The following is a 21,596-nucleotide window of genomic DNA, read 5'->3' on the forward strand; positions in this document are numbered from 1 at the left end:
CTTGGAGCCTTCGAGGGGGACTCATGGCCTTACGCGGCCGGCACCGCCGGTATCAGCCGAGCCGGATCAACCGGGCGTCCCTGACGGTCACGGCCGGCGGGGCGGGCATCGCCCTCCCGCTGATCGGCGCGAGCACCGCGGACGCCGCGTCCGTCGACGTGTGGAACAAGGTCGCGGCCTGCGAGTCGACCAACAACTGGCACATCAACACCGGCAACGGCTATTACGGCGGCCTCCAGTTCAGCCAGTCCACCTGGGAGGCGTACGGCGGCCGCCACTACGCGGCGCGCGCGGACCTGGCCACCCGCGACCAGCAGATCGCGATCGCCGAGAAGGTGCTCAAGGGGCAGGGCCCCGGCGCCTGGCCGGTCTGCTCGGGCGAGGCGGGACTCACCCGGGGCGGCACCGCGCCGCAGCTGACCACCACGTCCGAGCGCCGGACCGAGATCAAGCCGCAGGCCGCGCACGCGGCGCCGAAGTCCCCGGCCCCCGCCACGAAGAAGGCCGAGCCGCCGAGCCCCACCAAGGTGCCGGGCCCCCGGCAGTCGTACACCGTCGTGCACGGCGACTCGCTGTCCACGATCGCCGAGCACGAGCGCGTCCAGGGCGGCTGGCCGAAGCTGTACGCCGACAACCGCACGGTCGTCGGCGCGAACCCGGATCTCATCCGGCCCGGGCAGCGGCTGACACTGCCCGGCGCCGCTCCGGCGAGACCCACGGCGCCGCCGAAGAGCGCGCCGAAGCCCCCGGCCGCCAAGCCGCCCGCGGCGAAGGTCGTCACGAGGTCCGCCGGGTTCACCGCCCCGGTCGATGCCCACCCCAGCACCCCGTACCACCGGGCCGGCTCGTCCTGGGCGAGCGGCTACCACACCGGCGTCGACTTCCCCGTGCCCACCGGCACCGCGGTGAAGGCGGTCACCACGGGCACCGTCGTGGAGGCGGGCTGGGGCGGAGCGTACGGATACCAGGTGGTGATCCGGCACCCCGACGGCAGGTACAGCCAGTACGCCCATCTCTCGGCGCTCAACGTGAAGGCGGGCCAGAAGGTCAACACCGGCCAGCGGATCGGCCGTTCGGGCGCCACCGGCAACGCGACGGGGCCGCATCTGCACTTCGAGATACGGACCGGACCGGCCTACGGATCCGACGTGGATCCCCTGGCCTACCTGAGAGCGGGCGGCGTCGCGGTCTGATCCGGGCTGTCCCCCTGGCGCCGGGCGGCGGTCAGGACCGGCTGGTCTTGGCGTGTCGCGCCCAGCCGTTCCGTGGTGAGCAGGATCAGGCCGCCCGCCGCCACGACGCCGCAGCCGAGCGCGATCGCGGTGCCCGCGGACCCGTACCGGAAGGACTCGCCGAACAGGGTCAGCCCGATGGCCGCGGCGACCACCGGATTGACGACGGTGACCGTCGCCAGCGGCGCCGCGAGGCCCGCTCCGCGGTAGGAGGCCTGCGAGAGCAGCAGCCCGGACACGGCGAACCCGGCTGTCGCGCAGAGGATCGGCACCTCGCCGAGCGCGAGGCCCGACTGCCAGTCCTCGGCCACGGACTTGGTGAACACCGACGCCAGGCCGAAGGCACCGCCCGCCGCCGCGGCGAGCAGGACGCTGCGGGTGGCCGCCCGGTGCAGCGCACGGGACGCCACGAACAGCGCGGTCACCGCGCCGAATCCGGCCGCGGCGAGCACGAGCCGCGAACCCATGGCGAGGGCGTCCGCGTCCGCCCCGTCGGTCAGCACGAGCAGGCCCGCCAGGCCCGCGGTCGCCATGACGGCTCCGCGCCAGGCGGCCGCCCCGGCCCGGCGGCGGACGAACACCGCCGCCATCGGCAGCGCGAACACGATGGTGAGCGCGCCCATCGGCTGCACCAGCGTGAGCGGACCGCAGGCCAGGGCCGCCACGTGCAGCGCCGCGCCGAGGCCGTTGAGGCTCACCGAGCCCCACCACGCCGGACGGCGCACGGGGGCGTACGCACTGCTCGGCGTGGACGCGGCGACGCGCTCCTGAACGATCGCCGCCGCCGCGTACGCGACGGCGGAGACCAACGACAGCAGCACGGCCAGGACAAGGGCGCTCATGGCTCCACGATGTCTCGTTGCGGACCCCGTGTCGTCGTCCCTGAGCACCGATTGCCACGTACTCCAGGAGGAGTAGGGACGTACGACCAAAGTCGTCCCAGATATCGGACTTTCAGTAAAACCGCAGCTCAAAAAGGGCGTCAAGGGAATCGGAGTATCACCTTCCGTAGCCGGGGCGCGGTCGGCCGGTGAGGGTCGTGCGCCCCTGGCCGCCGGGCCGGAACCGGCTACCGACCAGTCCGTGTCAGAGTGGCACGCACTGACACTCGGGCCCGCCCAGGGGTGGGGCCGTGCGACGGGATGTGACCTACGAAGACACAAGGGCAGGGGAGTGCGGGTTGAGTCCGGAGGAACTGGCGGAGGTCTCATCGGTCGGGGGCTTCTTCGCGCTCCGCGTCGGGCGCGGCGGTGCCTCGTACGTCCCGCTGGCCTCGCTGTACGCGGGAAGGACGGAGCCCCTGACCGCCCGCATCGACACGGTCACCGCGCGCCTGCGCGCCCCCGAGCGCCGGGCCGCCGCGTCCATCGCGCATCTGGGGCTCGCCGCCCGGCTCTGGTCGATCGCGCTCGGCCCGGCCGTGCTGCACGGCGCGGTGGCGGATCTCGCTCCGGAGCGGCTGCACTGGGATGGCGGCCGCACCTCGCCCGACGACCTGCTCCTCGCACCCGGCGGCACGCCCCGGCAAGCCACCGCCGACCACCTCCTGGCCGCCGTCCTGGACGCCCACCTCGTCCCGCTCGCCGAGGCGATCCGGCGCGACACCCCCGTGTCGGCCGGACTGCTGCGCGGCAACGCCGCCTCGGCCCTGGCCGGCGCGGTGCGTGAACTCCACGGCTGGGCAAGGAAGTCGGGCCGCCCCGAGGCGGCGGAGCGGGCCCTGGCCCTGGGCGCCGACCTGTTCGCGCACCCCGGCCTCGCGGGCACCGGCACCCTGCTGCCCGGCCCGGCGTTCCGCAGGCGCAGCTGCTGCCTCTACTACCGCTGCCCCGGCGGCGGGCTCTGCGGTGACTGCGTCTTCGAGCACCCGCCGCGGCCGTCAGCGCTCTGAACCGCGCGGCGACTACTTCTCCCTCCACCCTTGTCAGGATTCCTTGACAGCGCCCCAGCTGTCAGGGCAACCTGACATGCATGGGAGCTGAGGACACACCGGCCTCGCTGGCCGGACAGGTCACCAACAAGGACCCCGCCGTCGGACTGGCGGCCGTCGTCGCACTGCGCCGCCTCCTGGAGGAACTGGAGCGCGTCCACGTCGACAACGCCCGCGAGCAGGGCTGGTCCTGGCAGAGCATCGCGACCTCGCTGCAGGTCAGCAGGCAGTCGGTGCACGAGAAGCATGCGAGCAGGCGCAAAGCCACGGGCAAGGAGGACTGAAGGTGTTCGAGTTTTTCACCGAGCGTGCCAAGCAGGCGATCGTGGCGTCACAGGACGAAGCGCTCGCCCTGGGCCACGACTTCATCGGCACCGAGCACATCCTGCTGGGGCTCGCGGGAACCGAGGACAGCACGGCCCACGACGCGCTGACCGCGCGCGGCGTCGCGGTGGACCGGGTCCGCGCGGAGACCGTACGGATCCTGGAAGCGGCCGGGGTGCCGAGCAGTGGCGGCCAGCCCGCGAAGGACGCGCTGGCCTCGATCGGCATCGACGTGGAGGAGATCAAGCGGCAGGCCGACAGCGCGTTCGGGCCGGGAGCCTTCCAGTACCCGCGGCCCGCGTACACGCCGCGCGCGAAGCAGGTCCTGGAGGCCACGCTCCGCGAGGCCAAGGCCCTCGGGCACGAACGCTTCGGCACGGAGCACATGCTGCTCGGCCTGCTGTCGGCAGGTGACGGAGGCCGGGGTCTTGAAGTCCTCGCGGCGCTGGGCGCCGACCCGGCCGGGCTGCGCGCGGAGGTGCTGTCCCGCGTCGCACCGGAGGAGGCGTAGGGGCAGGAGCGGCAAGGGAGTCGGGGCCCGGCCGGAACTCCGGCCGGGCCCCGACCCGTGGGCCCGCCGCCGACCTCGACCCCCTGCCCGACCCTTGACGTGTACACGCACGAGGCCAATGAAAGATCGCGGCCTGACAACGCTGTCCACGCTGTCCAAGGAGGCGCTCCACCCTCCCAATCCAGCCCGGCACGGACACCTGGGGCCTGTCCACGCCCGTCTTCGACCGCGTCGACCCCTCGCTCGACCGCCACTCCTACCCGCGCGGGCGATTCACGGTGACGGCCCCGGGCACGTCCGGCAGCACCCGCTACATCCAGGGCGCGCGGCTGGACGGTCGCGCCCAGGACCGCACCTACCTCACCGGGGCCGATCTCCGGGCGGGCCGGAACCTGGCGTTCACCGTCGGGTCCGCCCCTTCCCCCTGGGGCACCGCGCCGTCGGCCGCGCCGCCCGTGGTGCGCTGACCCGCCCCTGGCCCCCCGTCCACCGCCCGCCCCCGCTTCCCCGGGGCGGGCGGTTTGGTGGGGACCGGTATCGCTCCGTACCATGGCGCTTTTGGATACTTGATTTTCACGACTGATCGAGGAACGCGACGGCGATGACGGTGACAGAGGACTTCCAGGACCGGGAGCAGGGCCTGGGTGTCGACGAGCGGGCCGACCAGGACTTCGGCCCCGGCATCGACCCCGAGCGGCTCGCGCTCTGCCTGAGCGTGCTGGCGGAACTCGACCAGATCGACGTCGACCACCCCGACGCCATCGCGGTGCGCCGGGCCACCGCCGGTGTCTACCGGACCGTGAAGCAGCGCCGCCGCCAGGAGCGCCGCGCCGCCAAGACCGCCCACGACCGGGCCGTCACCGAGGCGACCGCCACCGGCTCCGCCGAGCGCATCGATGACGAGACCGAGGGCCTGCTGCCCAGCTCGTCGGTCACCGGCGAGATCGCGGGCATACTCCGGCGCCCCCGGTCCTGCTACATCTGCAAGACCCGGTACGTCGAGGTGGACGCGTTCTACCACCAGCTGTGCCAGGAGTGCGCGGCCAAGAACCGGGCCCGCCGCGACGCCCGCACCGACCTCACCGGCAAGCGCGCCCTGCTCACCGGCGGCCGCGCCAAGATCGGCATGTACATCGCGCTGCGACTGCTGCGCGACGGCGCGCACACCACCGTGACCACCCGCTTCCCCAAGGACGCGATCCGCCGCTTCAAGGCGATGGAGGACTCCGCGGACTGGATGCACCGCCTCGAAGTCGTCGGCATCGACCTCCGCGACCCCGCGCAGGTGGTCGCCCTGGCCGAGCAGACGGCCGAGCAGGGCCCGCTGGACATCCTGATCAACAACGCCACGCAGACCGTGCGCCGGCTGCCCTCCGCCTACGCGGCCCTGGTCGACGGCGAGAGCGCGCCGCTGCCCGCCGGTGAGCTGCCCGCCCACCACGTCATCGGAGCCTTCAACTCCGGCGCGGTCGACGGCCTGGCCGCGCTCCCCGTCGGCACCTCGGGCCTCGACGCTCAGCGGGTCGCCGACCTCGCCCTGGTCGCGGGCAACGCCAGCGTCGCCAAGTACCAGGACGGCACCGCGCTCGACGCGGGCGGCCTGCTCCCGGACGTCGTCGACACCAACACCTGGGTGCAGTCCATCGACCAGATCTCGCCGGTCGAGCTCCTCGAAACCCAGCTGTGCAACTACACCGCGCCGTTCATCCTGATCAGCAGGCTGCGCCCGGTGATGGCCGAGGCCGCCCGCAAGGCGCCGAACGGCCGCGCGTACGTGGTGAACGTCTCCGCGATGGAGGGCGTCTTCAGCCGCGGCTACAAGGGCGCGGGACACCCCAACACCAACGCCGCCAAGGCCGCCATGAACATGGTCACCCGCACCAGCGGCCAGGAGATGTTCCAGACCGACAAGATCCTCATGACCTCGGTCGACACCGGCTGGATCACCGACGAGCGGCCGCACCACGACAAGCTGCGGCTCGCCGAGGAGGGCTTCCACGCCCCGCTCGACCTCGTCGACGGCGCCGCCCGCGTCTACGACCCGATCGTCCGCGGCGAGCTGGGCGAGGATCTGCACAGCGTCTTCCTCAAGGACTACGCGCCCGCCAACTGGTAGACCCTCGGGTCGCCGACGGCCGGGAGGGCGGCACGCGTGCGTGCCGCCCTCCGCCGTCAACAGGCGTACCGCCCCCTCAACAAGGGCCGCCCGACGGCTGCTTGGCGTACCGCGCGACCAGCTCCAGGACCGGCCGCCAGTCCTCCATGACGCCCGCGTCGAGCCCCACGGTCTTGCCCGCGTCGTCGGCCTGGCGCAGGATCACCGCGTCCTCGGCCCACGGATCCCGTGCGAAGGCCGCCGCCTCCTCGGGCCCCATCACCCCGCCCTGCGCCCGCAGGGTCAGCGCGCTCTGCGGCGAGAGCGTACGGTCCGGCTCGACCGCCGCCAGATAGCGCTTCGCGGGGACGTGCAGCTCCACGAGGCGGGCCACCCGGGCGCCGAGCAGCGGCCGCACCGCCCGGGCCGCGGTGTCCGCGTGCCCGGCGTCGTCACCGGGATGGAGCAGGTGCCCCAGATCGTGGACGAGCCCCGCCAACTGGAGTTCCTTGTCGGCCGGATGGGACCGTCGCAGCAGGTGGGCGGTCTGGAGGGCGTGGTCGTGCAGATCGACCGGATCACCGCTGCGGTCCGGGGTGTCCCAGGCGCCCCGGCAGGCGTGCAGCAGCTCCATCAGCTCCTCCACCGAGCGCACGGGACGGTCCGGAACGGGTCTGCTCGACAGCTCCATGTGGTCTCCTCCCCGCGAGCGGCAGCCGACAGGGTCAGCAGATCATGGCGGGATGAACACCGGGCTGAACGCCCGGCGAAGGAAAGTTGACGCAAAGGAAGTGGCCCTATCGAGCGCGACCGCGCTCATTTGGTTACTCTGGTGCGAACGGTAGCCACAGCGGGTCCACCAACCCTCGAGGCCCGTTCCGGATCCCTCCCACAACCTGTGGCCGTGATGCGGACAGAGTGCCGGCGCCACCGCGTCAGAACTGCCCCAACCCTGCCCTGTGGGCGGACGACCGGGTCGGAGACCGACGCGTGCCGGGACGCCCAGGGTTACGCGACACAGAGGAGTGCGCGGTGACACCAGAGATGACAGAGCGCGAACGTCGGACGCCCGAACGCGGCGGCGAGCGGACCGGGCGGCCCGAGAAGCTCCGCAACATCGAGGTCTGGGCCCGCTCGGCCCCGATCCGCCTCGCGGGGTACGAAGAGGACCTCGCGGAGCCGCACATCCTGCCCGGCGTCGACTGACGCGCGCCGCACCACCGGTCCGTGCCCCCGCCCGCCGGGGGCACGGACCGTGTGCCACCGCCGGTTCGCGCGGCCGAGCCCGGACACGGGTGCCGCCCGGGATGTGACGGTGCGTCAGGCTCTCGTACGGCTTCCCGGCGCCCTGTCGTCGCGGGGCCGGGCGGGGCAGGATGACCGGATGTCCGAGACACCCGGTGGCACGACCGCCTTCCACGACCTGTCCGCCTTCCTCGCGATCCCGCGCGTCAACGGCCTCGCGCTCTCACCCGACGGGAAGCGGCTGGTGGCCGCCGTGCAGAGCCTCAACGCCGAGGGGCACGGATACGTCAGCGCCCTGTGGGACATCGATCCCGCCGGGGTGCGCGAGCCGCGCCGGCTGACCCGTTCCCGTTCGGGGGAGTCCGCGCCCGCGTTCGCGTCGGACGGAACGCTGTACTTCCTCTCCCGGCGCGAGGACGGCGACCCCGGCACGGCCACGGACGCCGATGAGGGCGCCGCCGTGTGGGCGCTGCCCGAGCACGGCGAGGCCGCGCTCGTGGCCCGCCACCCCGGCGGCATAGCCGGGTTCACGCTCGCCCGCGACACCGCCACCCTCGCCTACACGGCGGGACTGCTGCCCGGCGCGGCCGACGCCGAGGCCCACGGCAAGCTGCGCAAGGACCGGGCCGACGCCAAGGTCGGCGCGATCCTGTACGAGTCCGGGCTCACCCGCTTCTGGGACCGCGACCTCGGCCCGGACGAGCCGCACACCTTCGTCCGCCGCTGCCACGACGAGCACGGCTCACCCGTCGACGCGGGCGGCCAGGGATACGTCAGCGAGGACGAGACCGCGCTCTCGCCGGACGGCACCCGCGTCGCCCACACCCGCTTCGTCCACGGCCCGGTGCCGGACCGCAACCGCACCGTCGTCGTGATCGCGGACGCCGCGACCGGCGACCGGCTGCGCGTGGTCGACCGGGACGGACACCAGTACTCCACCCCGCGGTTCACCTCCGACGGCACCGGCCTGATCTGCACCCGCCAGTGGATCGAGACGTACGAGACGCCCTACGCCTACACCCTCGTGCGCATCGACCTGGCGAGCGGGGCCGAGCGCGAACTCGTGCCCGGCTTCGGGAACTGGCCCATCGGCGCGGTGGTCTCGCCCCACCCCGGCGACGCGACCGTCTTCTTCGCCGCCGACGAACTCGGCCACTCACCCGTCTTCCGGCTCGACCCCGACGGCACCGTCACCCGGCTCACCGCCTCCGGCACGTACACCTCGCTCCGCGTCGCGCCGGACGGGCGCACCCTGTACGCGCTGCGCAGCGGCGTCGACCGCCCGGCGGCCCCCGTCCGCCTCGACGCCTCCCGGGCCGACCAGGAGCCCGTCGCGCTGGTGGCGCCCGGCGGCGTGGGCCGACTGCCGGGCACACTGACCGAAGTGCACGCGACGGGCGACGACGGCTTTCCGCTGCGCTCCTGGCTCGTCCTGCCCGAAGGCGCCTGTGCCGAGCGGCCCGCGCCGCTGCTGGTCTTCCCGCACGGCGGCCCCGAGACCTCCTGGAACGCCTGGACCTGGCGCTGGAACCCGTGGCCCTTCGCGGCGCGCGGCTACGCGGTCCTGCTGCCCGACCCGGCGCTCTCGGCCGGCTACGGCCCGCGGATGCACGAGCGCGGCTGGGGCCAGTGGGGCGGCCGGCCCTACCGGGACCTGATGGCCATGACCGACGCCGCCGAGGCCCGCCCCGACATCGACGCCACCCGCACCGGCCTCGCGGGCGCCTCGTACGGCGGCTACATGGCCAACCGCATCGCCACGCTGACGGACCGGTTCAAGGCGATCGTCTCGCACGCCTCGATCTGGGACCTGCGGTCCTTCCAGTCGGACACGGACGCCTCGGCCTACTTCCGGCGCATCTTCGGCGATCCGCTGACCCGGCCGGAACGCTACGACGAGAACTCGCCGTCCCTCGCCGTCGACCGCATCCGCACGCCCCTCCTGGTGGTCCACGGCGCGAAGGACTACCGGGTGCCCGTCGGCCAGGGCATCGCGCTGTTCCAGGAACTCCAGCGCTGCGAAGTGCCCACGAAGTTCCTGTACTTCCCCGACGAGAGCCACTGGATCCTCGCCCCGAACAACGCCCGCCTGTGGTACGCGACCCTGCTCAACTTCCTCGACCACCACGTCCTCGGCCAGGAGTGGCAGCGGCCCGAACTGGTCTGACGTGCGGGCGGATTGACGATCAGTCAGTGTCGTCGGGAACGAACAGGCTGAGCTGGTAGCCGGTGGGGGTGCGCAGGCGCCCGCACGCGATGTCCACGCGCATCATGGCGGGATCGGTCACCTCGCCCTCCAGGCGTAGCCGTTGGACATGGGCGCGCAGCTCCGCGGCGTCATGGGTGGAGAACACCGGCTCCCAGTGGCCCGCCTCCGGGGAGTACGCCCGGGTGGCGCGCTCCAGCTGCCGCTCCCGCTCTCGTCTTCGTCTCCGCTGGCCAGGCATGCCCACAGCATGACGGGCGGCCCATCGGGCGGCAAGGCGTCCGAGGAGGTCGGCGGGAGCCGGTGTGACTCGGGCGGACCCCGTCCGTTTGCGTGCGGCGTGGGCCTGCGGCACACAATGAGGGGCAACTCGGGGCGTACAGGTGGGAGATCCACGTGCCCTCGACCCTGCGCAGAATCGCCGCTGCCGCCGCCGTGCTGTCCGTCGGCGCCTTCGCCGCCGGATGCGGCGGCGGCGCCAACGGTGCCGACAGCCAGCAGGACCTCAACCTCCAGCCGATCGCGGCCGCGGGACCGGACCCGTTCACCGGGTCCACGGCCCGGTCCACGGCGACGCCCACCCCGGCCACGCCCCCCGGCAGCGACACCCCCACGCCGGGCTTCCGGTCGGCGCGTACCGTGTCGGGCTCCACACCGGGCCTGTACGGCGGTACGCAGTCGGTGGCCAGCTGCGACGTGGAGAAGCAGATCCGCTTCCTCGGCGGCGACCGGGCCAAGAACCGGGCCTTCGCCGACGCGGCCGGAATCGACCCGGGCTCCGTGGCCGGCTTCCTGCGCGGGCTCACGCCCGTCGTGCTGCGCGCGGACACCCGGGTCACCAACCACGGTTTCAGAAACGGCGCGGCGACCAGTTTCCAGTCGGTGCTCCAGGCGGGCACCGCGGTCCTGATCGACGATCACGGGGCGCCGCGGGTGCGGTGCGCCTGCGGGAACCCGCTGAAGCCGCCCAACACCCACCAGGGCGGCTGGAACGACAAGGGCAAGCCCTGGCCGGGCTTCCGGGGCGACCGCGTCGTCGAGGTACGGCCCACCACGGTGGTCGTCAACAACTTCATCATCGTCAACATCACCAACAACACCTGGATCGAGCGGAAGAGCGGGGACGACGGCCGGCACGACCGGGAGCGCCCCGACATCCACATCGACCCGGACAAGCCGCTGGTCACCGAGCCGCCCACCACCCCTCCGGCGAGCCCGAGCACCTCGCCGCCCATCAGCTCGCCCCCGCCGAGCTCTGCGTGCCCCACCCCCACGCCGACCGTGACGGTCACCGAGACGCCGACCGCGACGCCGCCGGAGTCCGCGCCATCGGCCCCGCCGACGGGCTCGCCCGCCCCGAGCGGCTGCCCGACGGCCACCACGACGGTGACGGCGACGCCGTCCGTGCCGGTTCCGGGGCCATCGACTCCCTCGCCGTCGACGCCGCCCGACACGAGCGTGCCCAGCACGCCCGCGTCGCCGCCGACGAGCCTGCCGAGCGGTTCGGAGTCCGATGTGTTCGGCCCGTCGCCGGAGTCGGAGAACGTCTGAGACGCGGCACCCCGCGGTCATCGGCAGGGTGCGCCGCTGACCGCGGGGTCCGACACGGGGGAGGGACGGAAAGACGGACCAAGAGGTGCATATAGGCTGCGTTCTTCGTTCCGTGCCCCCATCCGTTCCTCCCGCAGCCAGGAGAGCTCTCCGTGACCGTCGCGATCGACCTGCCGAACCCCACCCCCGCCGCCGACGTGCACGACAGCGTGGCGCGCGACGCCCGCGAGTTCGGGGCCTACGCCCGGACCGGCGGCTGGGCGTTCGCCCTGAAGGTGGCGCGCAGCGTACGCCCCGGCGGACAGGCGGCGGGTGAGACGCCGAAGGTCTCCGCGAAGGAGTTCGCCGAGCTCGCGGGCTGCTCGGCCGAGCGCGTCATGCGTTACTACAAGGCGTGGGACAAGGCCTCCGACGACGGTCTGGTCCCGCTCTTCGAGGCGCTCGTCCCGGGCGAGGACGTCGACCTGCCCGACGCCGACGTGTGGCTCACCTACTACGCCTCCCGCTCCAGCGCGACCTCCGAACGCGGCACCGCCATCACGGCCGCCGCCGAGGCCGAGGGCATCCGGCCGACCAAGGCCCTGGAGGTCGCCGAGAACCCCACCGCGCTGCGTGCCGCCATCCTCGCCGACCCCGGCACCGCCCAGGCGGCCCGTTCCGCCCTCCTGGACCGGCTCAAGGACGACCCTGCGCTCCAGACCGAGCTGGCCCGCGACATCGCCCGCACCGACGGGCTGAAGAAGGCGGTGGCCACCGAGACCCGGGCGGCCGACCGCATCGGCTACGTCCGCCAGATCGTCGAGAACGGCCAGATCCGCACGCCCGCGGGCCAGACCGTCGACGCCCCCGCCGAGCTGCGCGCGGAGGCCGAGCGACACCTCTCGCTGCTCGACGAGCTCGACGACGCCGAAGAGGCCGGCGAGTGGGCGTCCGAGGCGTACGACACCGTCAAGGGCCTGGTCGTCCAGGCCGTCGAGGCCGACCCCGAGCTGCGCGTGCAGGAACGCCGCACGAAGTTCTACAGCAGCCTGCAGAAGGCGACGAAGGTCTTCGAGGAGCTCACGCTCGACGACGCCGACGACATCTACGAGGACGACATGGTCCAGCGCCTCGAAGAGCTCCAGGCGGCCATCGGCACCTGCATCACCGCGCTGCGCAAGGCCTCCCCGGGCCACTGAGCCGCTCCGGGCCGGACGTCCGCCGCCTCCCTGATGCGCGTGCTGCGGGCTGCGCCTAGCGTGGCCCCATGGACGCGGGTGCAGGGGGCGGAGGGGCGGCCGAGCTGTGCCATTGCGGCGAGCCGGCCGGCGGTGCGGAGTGCCGCTTCCTCCACTCGTACGGCCGAGGCCTGCGGATGGGCAGTTTCGACTGGGACCTGGGCACCGGTCTGATGCACATGGACGAGCCCGCGCTCGACGTGTTCGACCTGCGGCCCGAGGAGTACGACAACCGGCCGGAGTCGCTGGCCGCCCGGGTGCCGCCCGCCGAGGCCCTCAGGCTCGACGCGCTCGTCTCGCAGGCGCTGAAGAACGGCAGCGTCAACTACGGCGTCTACTTCCGCATCCGCCGCCGTGACGGCCTGCTGCGCTGGACGCACACCCAGGGCTTTGTACGCCGCGACGAGACCGGCCGTCCGCTGCGCATCATCGGCATCGTCCGGGACGCCACCCAGGAGCTCGCCGAGTCCACCGCCCGGGTCGGCCTCGACGACGAGCGCCGCCGCACGACCAGCGTCGTGGAGGCGACCACCGCCGCCCTCGCGCACGCCAGGACGGTCAAGGACGTCATCGACGTCATGAAGGACTCGCGGGGGCCCGAGTACCTCGGCGCCACCAGCCTGGTGATGGGCCTGCTGGAAGCGGGCCGCATCCATCTGATCGCCGAGGGCCCCGAGGGCAGCTTCGTGCCCGGCACCCGGTGGACCCGGGTCGACGAGCAGTACCCGATGAGCGAGGTCGTCCGGACGCTCGCACCCCGCTTCATCGAGTCCCCGGAGGACTTCGCCGAGTCCTATCCGGTCCTGTGGCCGAACATCAGCGGCCTCGGCATCACCTCCGCCGCCTATCTGCCGCTGATCGCCCAGGCCCGCCCCATCGGCGCGATCGGCCTGCTCTACAGCGACAAGTGGGGCTTCACCAGCGACGAGCGCAACCTCCTTGTGGCGCTGGGCAGTTCGATCGCCCAGTCGCTCCAGCGCGCCATGCTGTACGAGCAGGAGCACGACCTCGCCGAGGGGCTCCAGCAGGCGATGCTGCCGCGCCGCATCCCCGAGGTGCCCGGCGCCCAGCTCGCCGTCCGCTACCGCTCGGCACGGTTCGGCCGGGACATCGGCGGCGACTGGTACGACGTGATCCCGCTGCCCGGTGGCCGCGTCGGGGTGGCCATCGGCGACGTACAGGGGCACGACACGCACGCCGCCGCGGTGATGGGGCAACTGCGCATCGTGCTGCGCGCGTACGCCGCCGAGGGCCACACACCGGCCACCGTGATGGCGCGGGCCTCGGTGTTCCTGCACGAGCTCGACACCGACCGGTTCGCCACCTGCACGTACGCGGAGGCCGACCTGAGCACCGGCGTCGTGCAGGTCGTGCGCGCCGGGCACGTCGACCCGCTGGTGCGGCTCCCCGACGGCAGCTGCCGCAGACTGCCCGTCGAGGGAGGCCTGCCGCTCGGCCTCTCCGCCGAGTTCGGGCGGCTCGAATACCCGGTGTCGACGGTCGAACTGGATCCCCTCCAGACCCTGTTGCTCTACACCGACGGCCTGGTGGAACAGCCCGGCGCCGACCTGGACGACGGCATGGAGCTCCTCGCGTCCCTGGTTCGATCGGGGCCCGAGGACCTCGAAGCGCTGGCCGACCGGCTCTGCGACGTGGTCGACGAGCGGGGCGGCGACGACGACGTGGCGCTGCTGCTCCTGCGCCGGCGCGCCATGGAGGTGCCGCAGGGCGGCGGGCGGCTGCGCCAGCACGTCGCGCAGAACGACCCGGAGGCGCTCAGCTCCTCGCGGCACATGATCCGTGCGGCGGTCCGGGCCTGGGGCGCGCGCGAGCGGTCGGACGAGATCGAGCTCGCGGCCGACGAGCTGATCACCAACGCGCTGATGCACACCGACGGCGGGGCGATCGTCACCATCCGGGTGCTCTCGGGGCCCGAACGCCGGCTGCGCATCGAGGTGGAGGACCGCTCCAGCGCCCTGCCGCGCCGCCGGGAGGCCGGCTCCTCCGGGGTGTCGGGGCGCGGTCTGATGCTGGTGGACCGGCTCGCGGACGTGTGGGGCGTGGAGTCGCGCGGCGGCGGAAAGTGCGTGTGGTGCGAGTTCGTCGTCCCCGAACGCGGGGCGCGCTGACCGCGACCGCCGCCCCAGGTGGTGGTCCGTCGGCCGATGACGGGCCGGAAAACGACGCTTGATCGAGATCTGATCAATACTTGACGGTAACTATACGTAACAGCTCATTACTTGACCGTAACCGTCCGTGCGGGTTTGACTGCTCACTCTGCCGGGCGGCGCCGTCGCCGCCCGGCCGGCCTCCGACTGACACGAGGACCCCCTTGAGCAGTGAGCTGCTGGCACCTCTTGATCTGGCGTTCTGGCACCTCGAATCGGCGGAGCACCCCATGCACCTGGGTGCGCTCGCACACTTCGAACCGCTCCCCGGCACCGACGGCGGCCAGATCCTCGAACTCCTCGCGCGGCGCGCCGCGGCCATCCCCCGGCTGCGGATGTGCGTACGCGGTGTGTGGCTGCCCGTCGGCGGCGCGGCCTGGGTCGCCGACAAGGACTTCGACGTCCGCCGCCACGTCCGCCGGGTGCGCCTGCCCGACGGGGACTTCCACGCCGAAGCCGCCCGGGCGGCGGGGGAGTTGATGGAACGGCCCCTGGAGCGGGGCCTGCCGCCCTGGCGGATGTACGTCCTGACGAGCGAGGACGACCGGGCGTTCGCCGTCCTGGTGAAGCTGCACCACGCGCTCGCCGACGGAATGCGCGCGGTCGCCATCGGCGCGGGCATCCTCGACCAGCTCGCCGGGCCGAGCACGAGGCGCCGCCGCCCCGTCCCGCCCCGCTCCTGGCTGCCGGGACCGCGCCAGGTCGCCGGATTCGCCCGCGACCGGGTCCACGAGCTCACCCGGGCCGTCGGCATCGGTGCCTCCGTGATGCGTGCCAGCCGACTGGAACTCGGCGCCGGATCCGCCCTGGCCGCCGACTCCAGCGGTACGCGCCGCCTGGCCACCGCCGTCCTCGACCTCGACGACGTCCAGCGGGTGCGCAGGGCCGAGGGGGGCACCGCCAACGACGTGCTCCTCGCCGTCGTCGCGGGCGGCCTGCGCCGCTGGCTCCTGGAGCGGGACTCGGCCCTGCCCGGCCTCCAGCCGCGCGCCCTGGTCCCCGTCTCGCGGCGCCGCCCGGGCGCCCCGCCCGGCTCCGGCAACAAGCTCTCGGCCTATCTGCTCGGCCTCCCGGTCGCCGAGCCCGACCCGCTGACCCGGCTCGCCCTGGTGCGTACCGCCATGGACCGCAACAAGGCGGCGGGGCCGGGGCGCGGCGCCGGAGCCGTCGCCCTGCTCGCCGATCAACTGCCGCCGCTGGCCCACCGGTTCGGGGCACCGCTGGCCGGGAACGCGGCCCGCCTCCTCTTCGATCTGCTCGTCACCAGCGTGCCGCTGCCCCGCTCCCAGCTCTCGCTCGGCGGCTGCCCGCTGCGCGCGATCTACCCGATGGCGCCGCTCGCCCGGGGCCAGTCCCTGGCGATCGCCCTGTCCCCCTACGGCGGGCGCGTGCACATCGGTCTGGTGGCCGACGGCAAGGCCGTCCCCGACCTGGACCGGCTCGCCGCGTGCTTCGGGCAGGACCTGGCGGAACTCCTGAAGGCGAGCGCGGCTCGCTGAGCCCGCCCGGGCGGGGCACCCTGGTACGTATGCCGGAACTGCCCGAAGTCGAGGCCCTGCGGGACTTCCTCTCCGACCACCTGGTCGGACAGGAGATCGCGGGTGCCCTGCCCGTCGCGATCAGCGTCCTGAAGACGTACGACCCGCCCTGGACCGCCCTGGCCGGGCGCACCGTCACCGGTGTCGCCCGGCACGGCAAGTTCCTCGACATCGACGCCGACGGGCTGCACCTGTGCGTCCACCTCGCCCGCGCGGGCTGGCTGCGCTGGTACGACACGCTGCCCGAGACGCCGCCGAAACCCGGCAAGGGCCCGCTCGCGCTGCGCGTGGCGCTGGCGGGCGGCGCGGGCTTCGACCTCACCGAGGCGGGCACCCGCAAGAGCCTCGCCGCCCACCTCGTCCACGACCCGTCCGAAGTCCCCGGCATCGCCCGGCTCGGCCCCGACCCGCTCGCCCCGGGCTTCGGCCGCGACGACCTGGCCGCCCTGCTCGCGGGCGAGCGGCGCCAACTCAAGGGCGCGCTGCGTGAACAGTCCCTCATCGCGGGCATCGGGAACGCCTACAGCGACGAGATCCTGCACGTGGCGCGCATGTCCCCGTTCAAGCCCGTCGCCCACCTCACCGACGACGAGATCACCGCCCTGTACGAGGCGATGCGCGGCACCCTCACCGAAGCGGTCGAGCGTTCGCGCGGCCTCGCGGCGGGCCGGCTGAAGGCCGAGAAGAAGAGCGGGCTCCGGGTGCACGGGCGCACCGGGCAGCCCTGCCCGGTCTGCGGCGACACCGTCCGCGAGGTCTCGTTCGCCGACTCCTCCCTCCAGTACTGCGCCACCTGCCAGACGGGTGGCAAGGTCCTCGCCGACCGGCGCCTGTCCAAGCTGCTCAAGTAGCGGGCCGGGCGGGGGTGAGGGTGGCGAGCCGGGTTCCGTCGGCGGCCCGCACCTCGAACCGGGCGATGGCGTCCTGCGCCAGCGCCGCCGCGCCCCGCATCCGCACCGGCCGCCCGCCCCGGTCCACCCAGGACGCCACCGTCTGCTCCGTGCCGTCCCGGCCCACCGCGACCAGGGTGCACGAGACGGGCGCCGCGCCCGCCAGGCCGAGTTCCACGTCCGTGCCCCACTCCATGGGCGCGGTCACCAGCGTCGCCGTCACGCCGGGCGCGTGCGAGGCCACCCGCCATCGCGGCGCCGCCGTGGGCTCCACGACGACACCGATCCCGCCCACCACCAGCACGCCGGACGCGGCCACCAGCGCGATCCGCAGCGTGCGGCCGTGCCGCCGCCGCCGAGCCACCGCGCCCAGCATCCGGTGCGGCACCTCGGGCGGGACGGGACCGGGCGGCACCGCACCGCCCGCGGCATACGCGGCGAGCAGCGCCGTGACGCTCCCGAATCCGGCCAACAGCCCTCTGCACGGGGCGCACCCGGTGAGGTGCTCCTCGTAGCGGAAGGCGTCGGCGGCATCGAGCACGCCGAGGGCATAGGCCCCGGCGTCCTCGTGGATCTGCGGCGAACTCATGCCGTCAGGTACGCAGAATCCGGCCCGAGCACTCAAGACACACCGCCACCGCGCGCCTAAACTCCGGCCCCATGCTGCGCGTACTGGCGGTCGACGACGAGGCCCCCGCCCTCGAAGAACTCCTCTACCTGCTGCGCTCCGACCCGCGGGTCCGCTCGGCCACCGGCGCCACCGGCGCCACCGAGGCGCTGCGGCTCATCGGCGCCGCCCTCGAAGCGGGCGAGGACCATGAGCGGGGCGTCGACGTGGTGTTCCTCGACATCCACATGGCCGGGCTCACCGGACTCGACATCGCGCGGCTGCTCGCCGGGTTCGCCCGGCCGCCGCTGATCGTCTTCGTCACCGCCCACGAGGGCTTCGCCGTCCAGGCCTTCGACCTGAAGGCCGTCGACTACGTCCTCAAGCCCGTCCGCGGGGAGCGGCTCGCCGAGGCGGTCCGCCGGGTCGCCGAGCTCGTCGGCGGCCGCGCCGCGAGCGTCCAGGAACCCGACCAGATACCCGTCGAACTGGGCGGCGTCACCCGCTTCCTGCCCGTCGGCGACATCGCGTACGCCGAGGCCCAGGGCGACTACGCCCGGCTGCACACCGCCCGCGGCAGCCACCTGGTCCGCATCCCGCTGTCCACCCTGGAGGAGCGCTGGCGCGCCCGCGGGTTCGTGCGGATCCACCGCAGCCACCTCGTCGCGCTGGACCGGATCGACGAACTCCGCCTCGACGCGGGCAGCATGAGCGTGCGGGTCGGCGACGCCGAACTCCCCGTGAGCCGACGCCACGCCCGCACGGTACGGGACCGCCTGCTGCGGCGCACCAGCCGCTGACCTGGCCTTCCCCGAGCCGGGATGTGCTGCGTACACTCCGCGCCATGTCCGCAGAGCAGGCCGCGCGGCGGGAGACGGTCACGGGGGAGCCGAGGAGGGTCCGCCCGCTGCCGCGCCACCGCGCCCAGTCCGAGATCGACGAGCAGACCGCGCTCGGCGGCGCCTACGTGCGCTCCCTGATGCGCGGCCAACTCCGGGCGGCGCTCAGCGGGTTCGCCGTCCTCGCCCTGACCGTGGCCACCCTGCCGCTGGCCTTCCGCGCCCTGGACGACGACGCCGTCACCTGGTGCGTGCTCGGCTTCGCCCTCTACCCGCCGCTCGGCCTCATCGCCTGGTGGTACGTGCGCACCGCCGAGCGCAACGAGCGCGACTTCGCCCGCCTGGTGGCCGACCGCCCCCCGGAAGGCCGCCGCGCCCTGTGAGCCAGACGTACGCCGTGGTGGCGGTGACCGCCGTCGTGCTCGCCACCGTCCTCGTCGGCGGGTTCGGCCTGCGCATCTCGCGCACGACCTCCGACTTCTACGTCGCCTCGCGCACGGTCGGCCCCGGCCTCAACGCGGCGGCCATCAGCGGCGAATACCTCTCCGCCGCCTCCTTCCTAGGCATCGCGGGACTCGTCCTGGTCCAGGGCCCCGACATGCTCTGGTATCCGGTCGGCTACACCGCGGGCTACCTCGTGCTGCTGCTGTTCGTCGCGGCCCCGCTGCGCCGCTCGGGCGCCTACACCCTGCCCGACTTCGCCGAGGGCAGGCTCGAATCGCGGGCCGTGCGCCGGCTGGTCAGCGTGTTCGTGGTCGGCGCGGGCTGGCTCTATCTGGTGCCCCAACTCCAGGGCGCCGGGCTGACGTTGAAGATCCTCACCGGGGCCCCGGGCTGGCTCGGGCCGGTGCTCGTCGCGGCCGTCGTGGTCCTCGCGGTCGCCGCCGGCGGCATGCGCTCCATCACCTTCGTGCAGGCCTTCCAGTACTGGCTCAAGCTGACCGCGCTGCTCATACCCGTCTTCTTCCTGGTCCTGGCCTGGCGGGGCGACGGGGCGCCGCGCCCCGTCTACGACGAACCGGCCGCGCTGCGCCACCAGCAGAGCGTCCGCTTCGCCGACACCCTGACCCTGCGCCTGACCGAGCCGCTGCCCGTCCGCGCCACCGGCATCCTCGACGGCCGCCGCCACGACGGCGACGAGCTGACGCTCCCGGCGGGCGAGCATCGCGTCGAGGCGGGCACCCGGCTCGCCCTCGCCGCCGGGACCCGCGTCCCCGGCAGCACCGCCCGCACCGAACACCCGCTGTACGCCACCTACGGGCTCATCGTGGCGACCTTCCTCGGCACCATGGGCCTGCCCCACGTCGTCGTGCGCTTCTACACCAGCCCGGGCGGCCGCGAGGCCCGCCGCGCCACCGTCGTCGTCCTCGCCCTGATCGGCGCGTTCTATCTCTTGCCGCCCGTCTACGGCGCACTGGGCCGCCTGTACGCCCCCGAACTCGCCCTCACCGGCGACGCGGACGCGGCCGTGCTGCTGCTCCCGGAGCGGCTGGTCGGCGGCGCCGGGGGCGACCTGCTGGGCGCGCTGGTCGCGGGCGGCGCGTTCGCCGCGTTCCTGTCCACCGCCTCCGGGCTCACCATGGCGGTGGCGGGCGTCCTCACCCAGGACGTGCTGCCCTCGCGCGGAGTGCGCCACTTCCGCCTCGCCACCCCGCTTGCCATCGCCGTACCGCTGCTCGGCGCGCTGCTTGTGAGCGGGGTGCCGGTGGCCGACGCGGTGGGGATGGCGTTCGCGGTGTCGGCCTCCTCCTTCTGCCCGCTGCTGGTCCTCGGCATCTGGTGGCGGGGGCTGACCCCGCCGGGCGCGGCCGCCGGGCTGCTGCTCGGGGGCGGCTCGGCGCTGCTCGCCGTCGGCGCCACCGTCCTCGGGGCGGTGCCGCCCGGCCTCGCGCACGCGCTGCTCGCCTGGCCCGCCCTCTGGTCGGTCCCGGTCGGCTTCCTCGCCATGATCGGGGTCTCGCTCGCGACGCCGGGCCGGATCCCGCCCGGCACCAACGCCGCGATGACCCGCTTCCACCTGCCCGAGGCCCTGGCCCGCGAGGGAGGCGCCCGCCGATGACCCTGGCCGCCCTGCTCTTCCTCGGCCCGCTGCTCGCGGCCGCCGGGTACCTGCTCGGCCGGCGCGCCGCGCGCCGCAAAGGCACCAGCGACGTCGGCACGCCCGTCGAGCACGCCACCTTCGAGACGCTGCACACCGCGTCGCTCGCCGCGCCCCCGCTGCGCGCCGGGCTCACCGCCGAGGCCGCCCGCCGCGCGGCCCGCGGGCTGCGCTCGCTGCTCGGCACCGACGCGCTCTGCCTCACCGACCGTGAGGCGATCCTGACCTGGGACGGCGCGGGGGAGCAGCACCACGGCGCCCAAGTGATGGACCTGCTGCGGGGGTTGCTCGACACCGGCCGCGACAAGGCTTTCGCGCTGTCCTGCGACGACCTGGACTGTCCGCTGCGCTGGGCGGTGGCCGTACCGCTCACCGTGGACCACCGGGTGCTCGGCGCGCTGGTCGCCTACGCGCCCCGCGAGTCCGCCGTCCTCGCGCGCGCGGCGGGGGAGGTCGGGCGCTGGGTCTCGGTCCAGCTGGAACTCGCCGAACTCGACCGCTCCCGCACCCGGTTGATCGAGGCCGAGATCAAGGCCCTGCGCGCCCAGATCTCCCCGCACTTCATCTTCAACTCCCTGGCCGCCATCGCCTCCTTCGTGCGGACCGACCCGGAGCGCGCCCGCGAACTCCTGCTGGAGTTCGCCGACTTCACGCGTTACTCGTTCCGCAGGCACGGCGACTTCACCACGCTCGCCGACGAACTCCACTCCATCGACCAGTACCTGGCGCTGGTGCGGGCACGCTTCGGCGACCGGCTCTCCGTCACCCTCCAGGTCGCCCCCGAGGTCCTGCCGGTCGCCCTGCCGTTCCTGTGCCTCCAGCCGCTCGTCGAGAACGCCGTCAAGCACGGCATCGAGGGCGCCGTCACCGCGGGGCGCATCACCATCAGCGCCCTGGACGCGGGCAGCGAGGCCGAGGTCGTCATCGAGGACGACGGCGCGGGCATGGACCCCGAGCGCCTGCGCCGCATCCTGCGCGGCGACGGCGGCCCCTCGGGCGGCATCGGCCTGCTCAACGTCGACGAACGGCTGCGGCAGGTGTACGGCGACGCGTACGGCCTGGTCATCGAGACGGGCCTCGGGGCGGGCATGAAGGTGACGGCGCGCATCCCCAAGTACCGGGCCTGTGTCCACAGCTGACGTAAA

General features: G+C 73.7%; 20 protein-coding genes and 1 pseudogene. 17 read left to right on the forward strand and 4 right to left on the reverse strand.

Annotation, left to right across the window (positions count from 1 at the left end):
• The first annotated feature begins 23 nt into the window (after positions 1–23).
• Positions 24–1,193, forward strand: a complete 1,170-nt coding sequence (locus tag AC07F3_RS03445; protein ID WP_479109983.1) for a transglycosylase family protein — start codon at positions 24–26, stop codon at positions 1,191–1,193.
• On the opposite strand, the gene AC07F3_RS03450 is transcribed toward AC07F3_RS03445, so the two are convergent.
• Positions 1,163–2,074 carry a DMT family transporter gene (locus tag AC07F3_RS03450; protein WP_479109984.1) on the reverse strand — a complete coding sequence of 304 codons (912 nt, stop codon included), beginning with the start codon at positions 2,072–2,074 and terminating at the stop codon, positions 1,163–1,165. The genes AC07F3_RS03445 and AC07F3_RS03450 overlap by 31 nt on opposite strands.
• A 338-nt stretch (positions 2,075–2,412) precedes the next feature.
• On the opposite strand from AC07F3_RS03450, the gene AC07F3_RS03455 reads away from it, so the two are divergent.
• The 5 genes and pseudogenes from AC07F3_RS03455 to AC07F3_RS03475 all read left to right on the forward strand — a co-directional run bounded on the left by AC07F3_RS03455 (position 2,413) and on the right by AC07F3_RS03475 (position 6,113).
• A complete protein-coding gene (locus AC07F3_RS03455) occupies positions 2,413–3,123 on the forward strand; it encodes a (2Fe-2S)-binding protein (protein WP_479109986.1) in 711 nt (236 codons plus the stop codon).
• Positions 3,124–3,203: 80 nt separating this feature from the next.
• Positions 3,204–3,446 carry a hypothetical protein gene (locus AC07F3_RS03460; protein WP_114039424.1) on the forward strand — a complete coding sequence of 81 codons (243 nt, stop codon included), beginning with the start codon at positions 3,204–3,206 and terminating at the stop codon, positions 3,444–3,446.
• A 2-nt stretch (positions 3,447–3,448) separates the two neighbouring features.
• A complete protein-coding gene (locus tag AC07F3_RS03465) occupies positions 3,449–3,997 on the forward strand; it encodes a Clp protease N-terminal domain-containing protein (protein ID WP_479109988.1) in 549 nt (182 codons plus the stop codon).
• A gap of 176 nt (positions 3,998–4,173) precedes the next feature.
• Positions 4,174–4,464 (forward strand): annotated as a pseudogene (locus tag AC07F3_RS03470) (glycoside hydrolase domain-containing protein); the annotation flags it as partial.
• 134 nt (positions 4,465–4,598) lie between these two features.
• Positions 4,599–6,113, forward strand: a complete 1,515-nt coding sequence (locus AC07F3_RS03475) for an SDR family NAD(P)-dependent oxidoreductase (protein WP_479109990.1) — start codon at positions 4,599–4,601, stop codon at positions 6,111–6,113.
• 76 nt (positions 6,114–6,189) lie between these two features.
• On the opposite strand, the gene AC07F3_RS03480 is transcribed toward AC07F3_RS03475, so the two are convergent.
• Positions 6,190–6,783 (reverse strand): inositol oxygenase family protein, encoded by a 594-nt coding sequence (locus AC07F3_RS03480; protein ID WP_479109992.1) that lies wholly within the window; start codon positions 6,781–6,783, stop codon positions 6,190–6,192.
• A gap of 341 nt (positions 6,784–7,124) precedes the next feature.
• Between AC07F3_RS03480 and AC07F3_RS03485 the strand changes: the two genes are divergently transcribed.
• Together AC07F3_RS03485 and AC07F3_RS03490 are read left to right on the forward strand one after the other, a co-directional pair.
• The gene (locus tag AC07F3_RS03485) at positions 7,125–7,298 is read left to right on the forward strand and encodes a hypothetical protein (protein ID WP_479110628.1); all 174 of its coding nucleotides are present in this window, start codon (positions 7,125–7,127) and stop codon (positions 7,296–7,298) included.
• 178 nt (positions 7,299–7,476) lie between these two features.
• Positions 7,477–9,504 carry a prolyl oligopeptidase family serine peptidase gene (locus AC07F3_RS03490; protein ID WP_479109994.1) on the forward strand — a complete coding sequence of 676 codons (2,028 nt, stop codon included), beginning with the start codon at positions 7,477–7,479 and terminating at the stop codon, positions 9,502–9,504.
• A 19-nt stretch (positions 9,505–9,523) separates the two neighbouring features.
• On the opposite strand, the gene AC07F3_RS03495 is transcribed toward AC07F3_RS03490, so the two are convergent.
• Entirely contained in the window at positions 9,524–9,784 is a 261-nt protein-coding gene (locus tag AC07F3_RS03495; protein ID WP_479109996.1) for a hypothetical protein, read from the reverse strand.
• 155 nt (positions 9,785–9,939) lie between these two features.
• Here AC07F3_RS03495 and AC07F3_RS03500 point away from each other — a divergent pair, with 155 nt between their 5' ends.
• The 5 genes from AC07F3_RS03500 to AC07F3_RS03520 all read left to right on the forward strand — a co-directional run bounded on the left by AC07F3_RS03500 (position 9,940) and on the right by AC07F3_RS03520 (position 16,868).
• Positions 9,940–11,094 (forward strand): DUF6777 domain-containing protein, encoded by a 1,155-nt coding sequence (locus tag AC07F3_RS03500; RefSeq protein WP_479109998.1) that lies wholly within the window; start codon positions 9,940–9,942, stop codon positions 11,092–11,094.
• A 152-nt stretch (positions 11,095–11,246) separates the two neighbouring features.
• Positions 11,247–12,272: a hypothetical protein gene (locus AC07F3_RS03505; protein ID WP_479110000.1), complete on the forward strand. Its 1,026-nt coding sequence runs from the start codon at positions 11,247–11,249 to the stop codon at positions 12,270–12,272.
• Between the two features lie 176 nt (positions 12,273–12,448).
• Positions 12,449–14,440, forward strand: a complete 1,992-nt coding sequence (locus AC07F3_RS03510) for a SpoIIE family protein phosphatase (RefSeq protein WP_479110601.1) — start codon at positions 12,449–12,451, stop codon at positions 14,438–14,440.
• 203 nt (positions 14,441–14,643) lie between these two features.
• Entirely contained in the window at positions 14,644–15,978 is a 1,335-nt protein-coding gene (locus AC07F3_RS03515; RefSeq protein ID WP_479110002.1) for a wax ester/triacylglycerol synthase family O-acyltransferase, read from the forward strand.
• A 29-nt stretch (positions 15,979–16,007) separates the two neighbouring features.
• The gene (locus AC07F3_RS03520) at positions 16,008–16,868 is read left to right on the forward strand and encodes an Fpg/Nei family DNA glycosylase (protein WP_479110004.1); all 861 of its coding nucleotides are present in this window, start codon (positions 16,008–16,010) and stop codon (positions 16,866–16,868) included.
• Here AC07F3_RS03520 and AC07F3_RS03525 read toward each other — a convergent pair.
• Positions 16,861–17,496, reverse strand: a complete 636-nt coding sequence (locus AC07F3_RS03525) for a zf-HC2 domain-containing protein (protein ID WP_479110006.1) — start codon at positions 17,494–17,496, stop codon at positions 16,861–16,863. The two genes, AC07F3_RS03520 and AC07F3_RS03525, sit on opposite strands and share 8 nt — an antisense overlap.
• 71 nt (positions 17,497–17,567) lie before the next feature.
• Here AC07F3_RS03525 and AC07F3_RS03530 point away from each other — a divergent pair, with 71 nt between their 5' ends.
• The 4 genes from AC07F3_RS03530 to AC07F3_RS03545 are packed head-to-tail and all read left to right on the forward strand — an operon-like array spanning position 17,568 to position 21,590.
• Positions 17,568–18,314: a LytR/AlgR family response regulator transcription factor gene (locus AC07F3_RS03530; protein ID WP_479110008.1), complete on the forward strand. Its 747-nt coding sequence runs from the start codon at positions 17,568–17,570 to the stop codon at positions 18,312–18,314.
• Between the two features lie 44 nt (positions 18,315–18,358).
• A complete protein-coding gene (locus AC07F3_RS03535; protein ID WP_479110010.1) occupies positions 18,359–18,736 on the forward strand; it encodes a hypothetical protein in 378 nt (125 codons plus the stop codon).
• Complete coding sequence (locus tag AC07F3_RS03540) at positions 18,733–20,412, forward strand: sodium/solute symporter (protein WP_479110012.1); 1,680 nt, start codon at positions 18,733–18,735, stop codon at positions 20,410–20,412. Before AC07F3_RS03535 ends, AC07F3_RS03540 begins: the two co-directional genes overlap by 4 nt.
• Positions 20,409–21,590 carry a histidine kinase gene (locus tag AC07F3_RS03545; protein WP_479110014.1) on the forward strand — a complete coding sequence of 394 codons (1,182 nt, stop codon included), beginning with the start codon at positions 20,409–20,411 and terminating at the stop codon, positions 21,588–21,590. The genes AC07F3_RS03540 and AC07F3_RS03545 overlap by 4 nt, the downstream gene beginning before the upstream one ends.
• The last annotated feature ends 6 nt before the right edge of the window (positions 21,591–21,596 follow it).

The organism is Streptomyces sp. NPDC045846 (genome assembly GCF_056431605.1).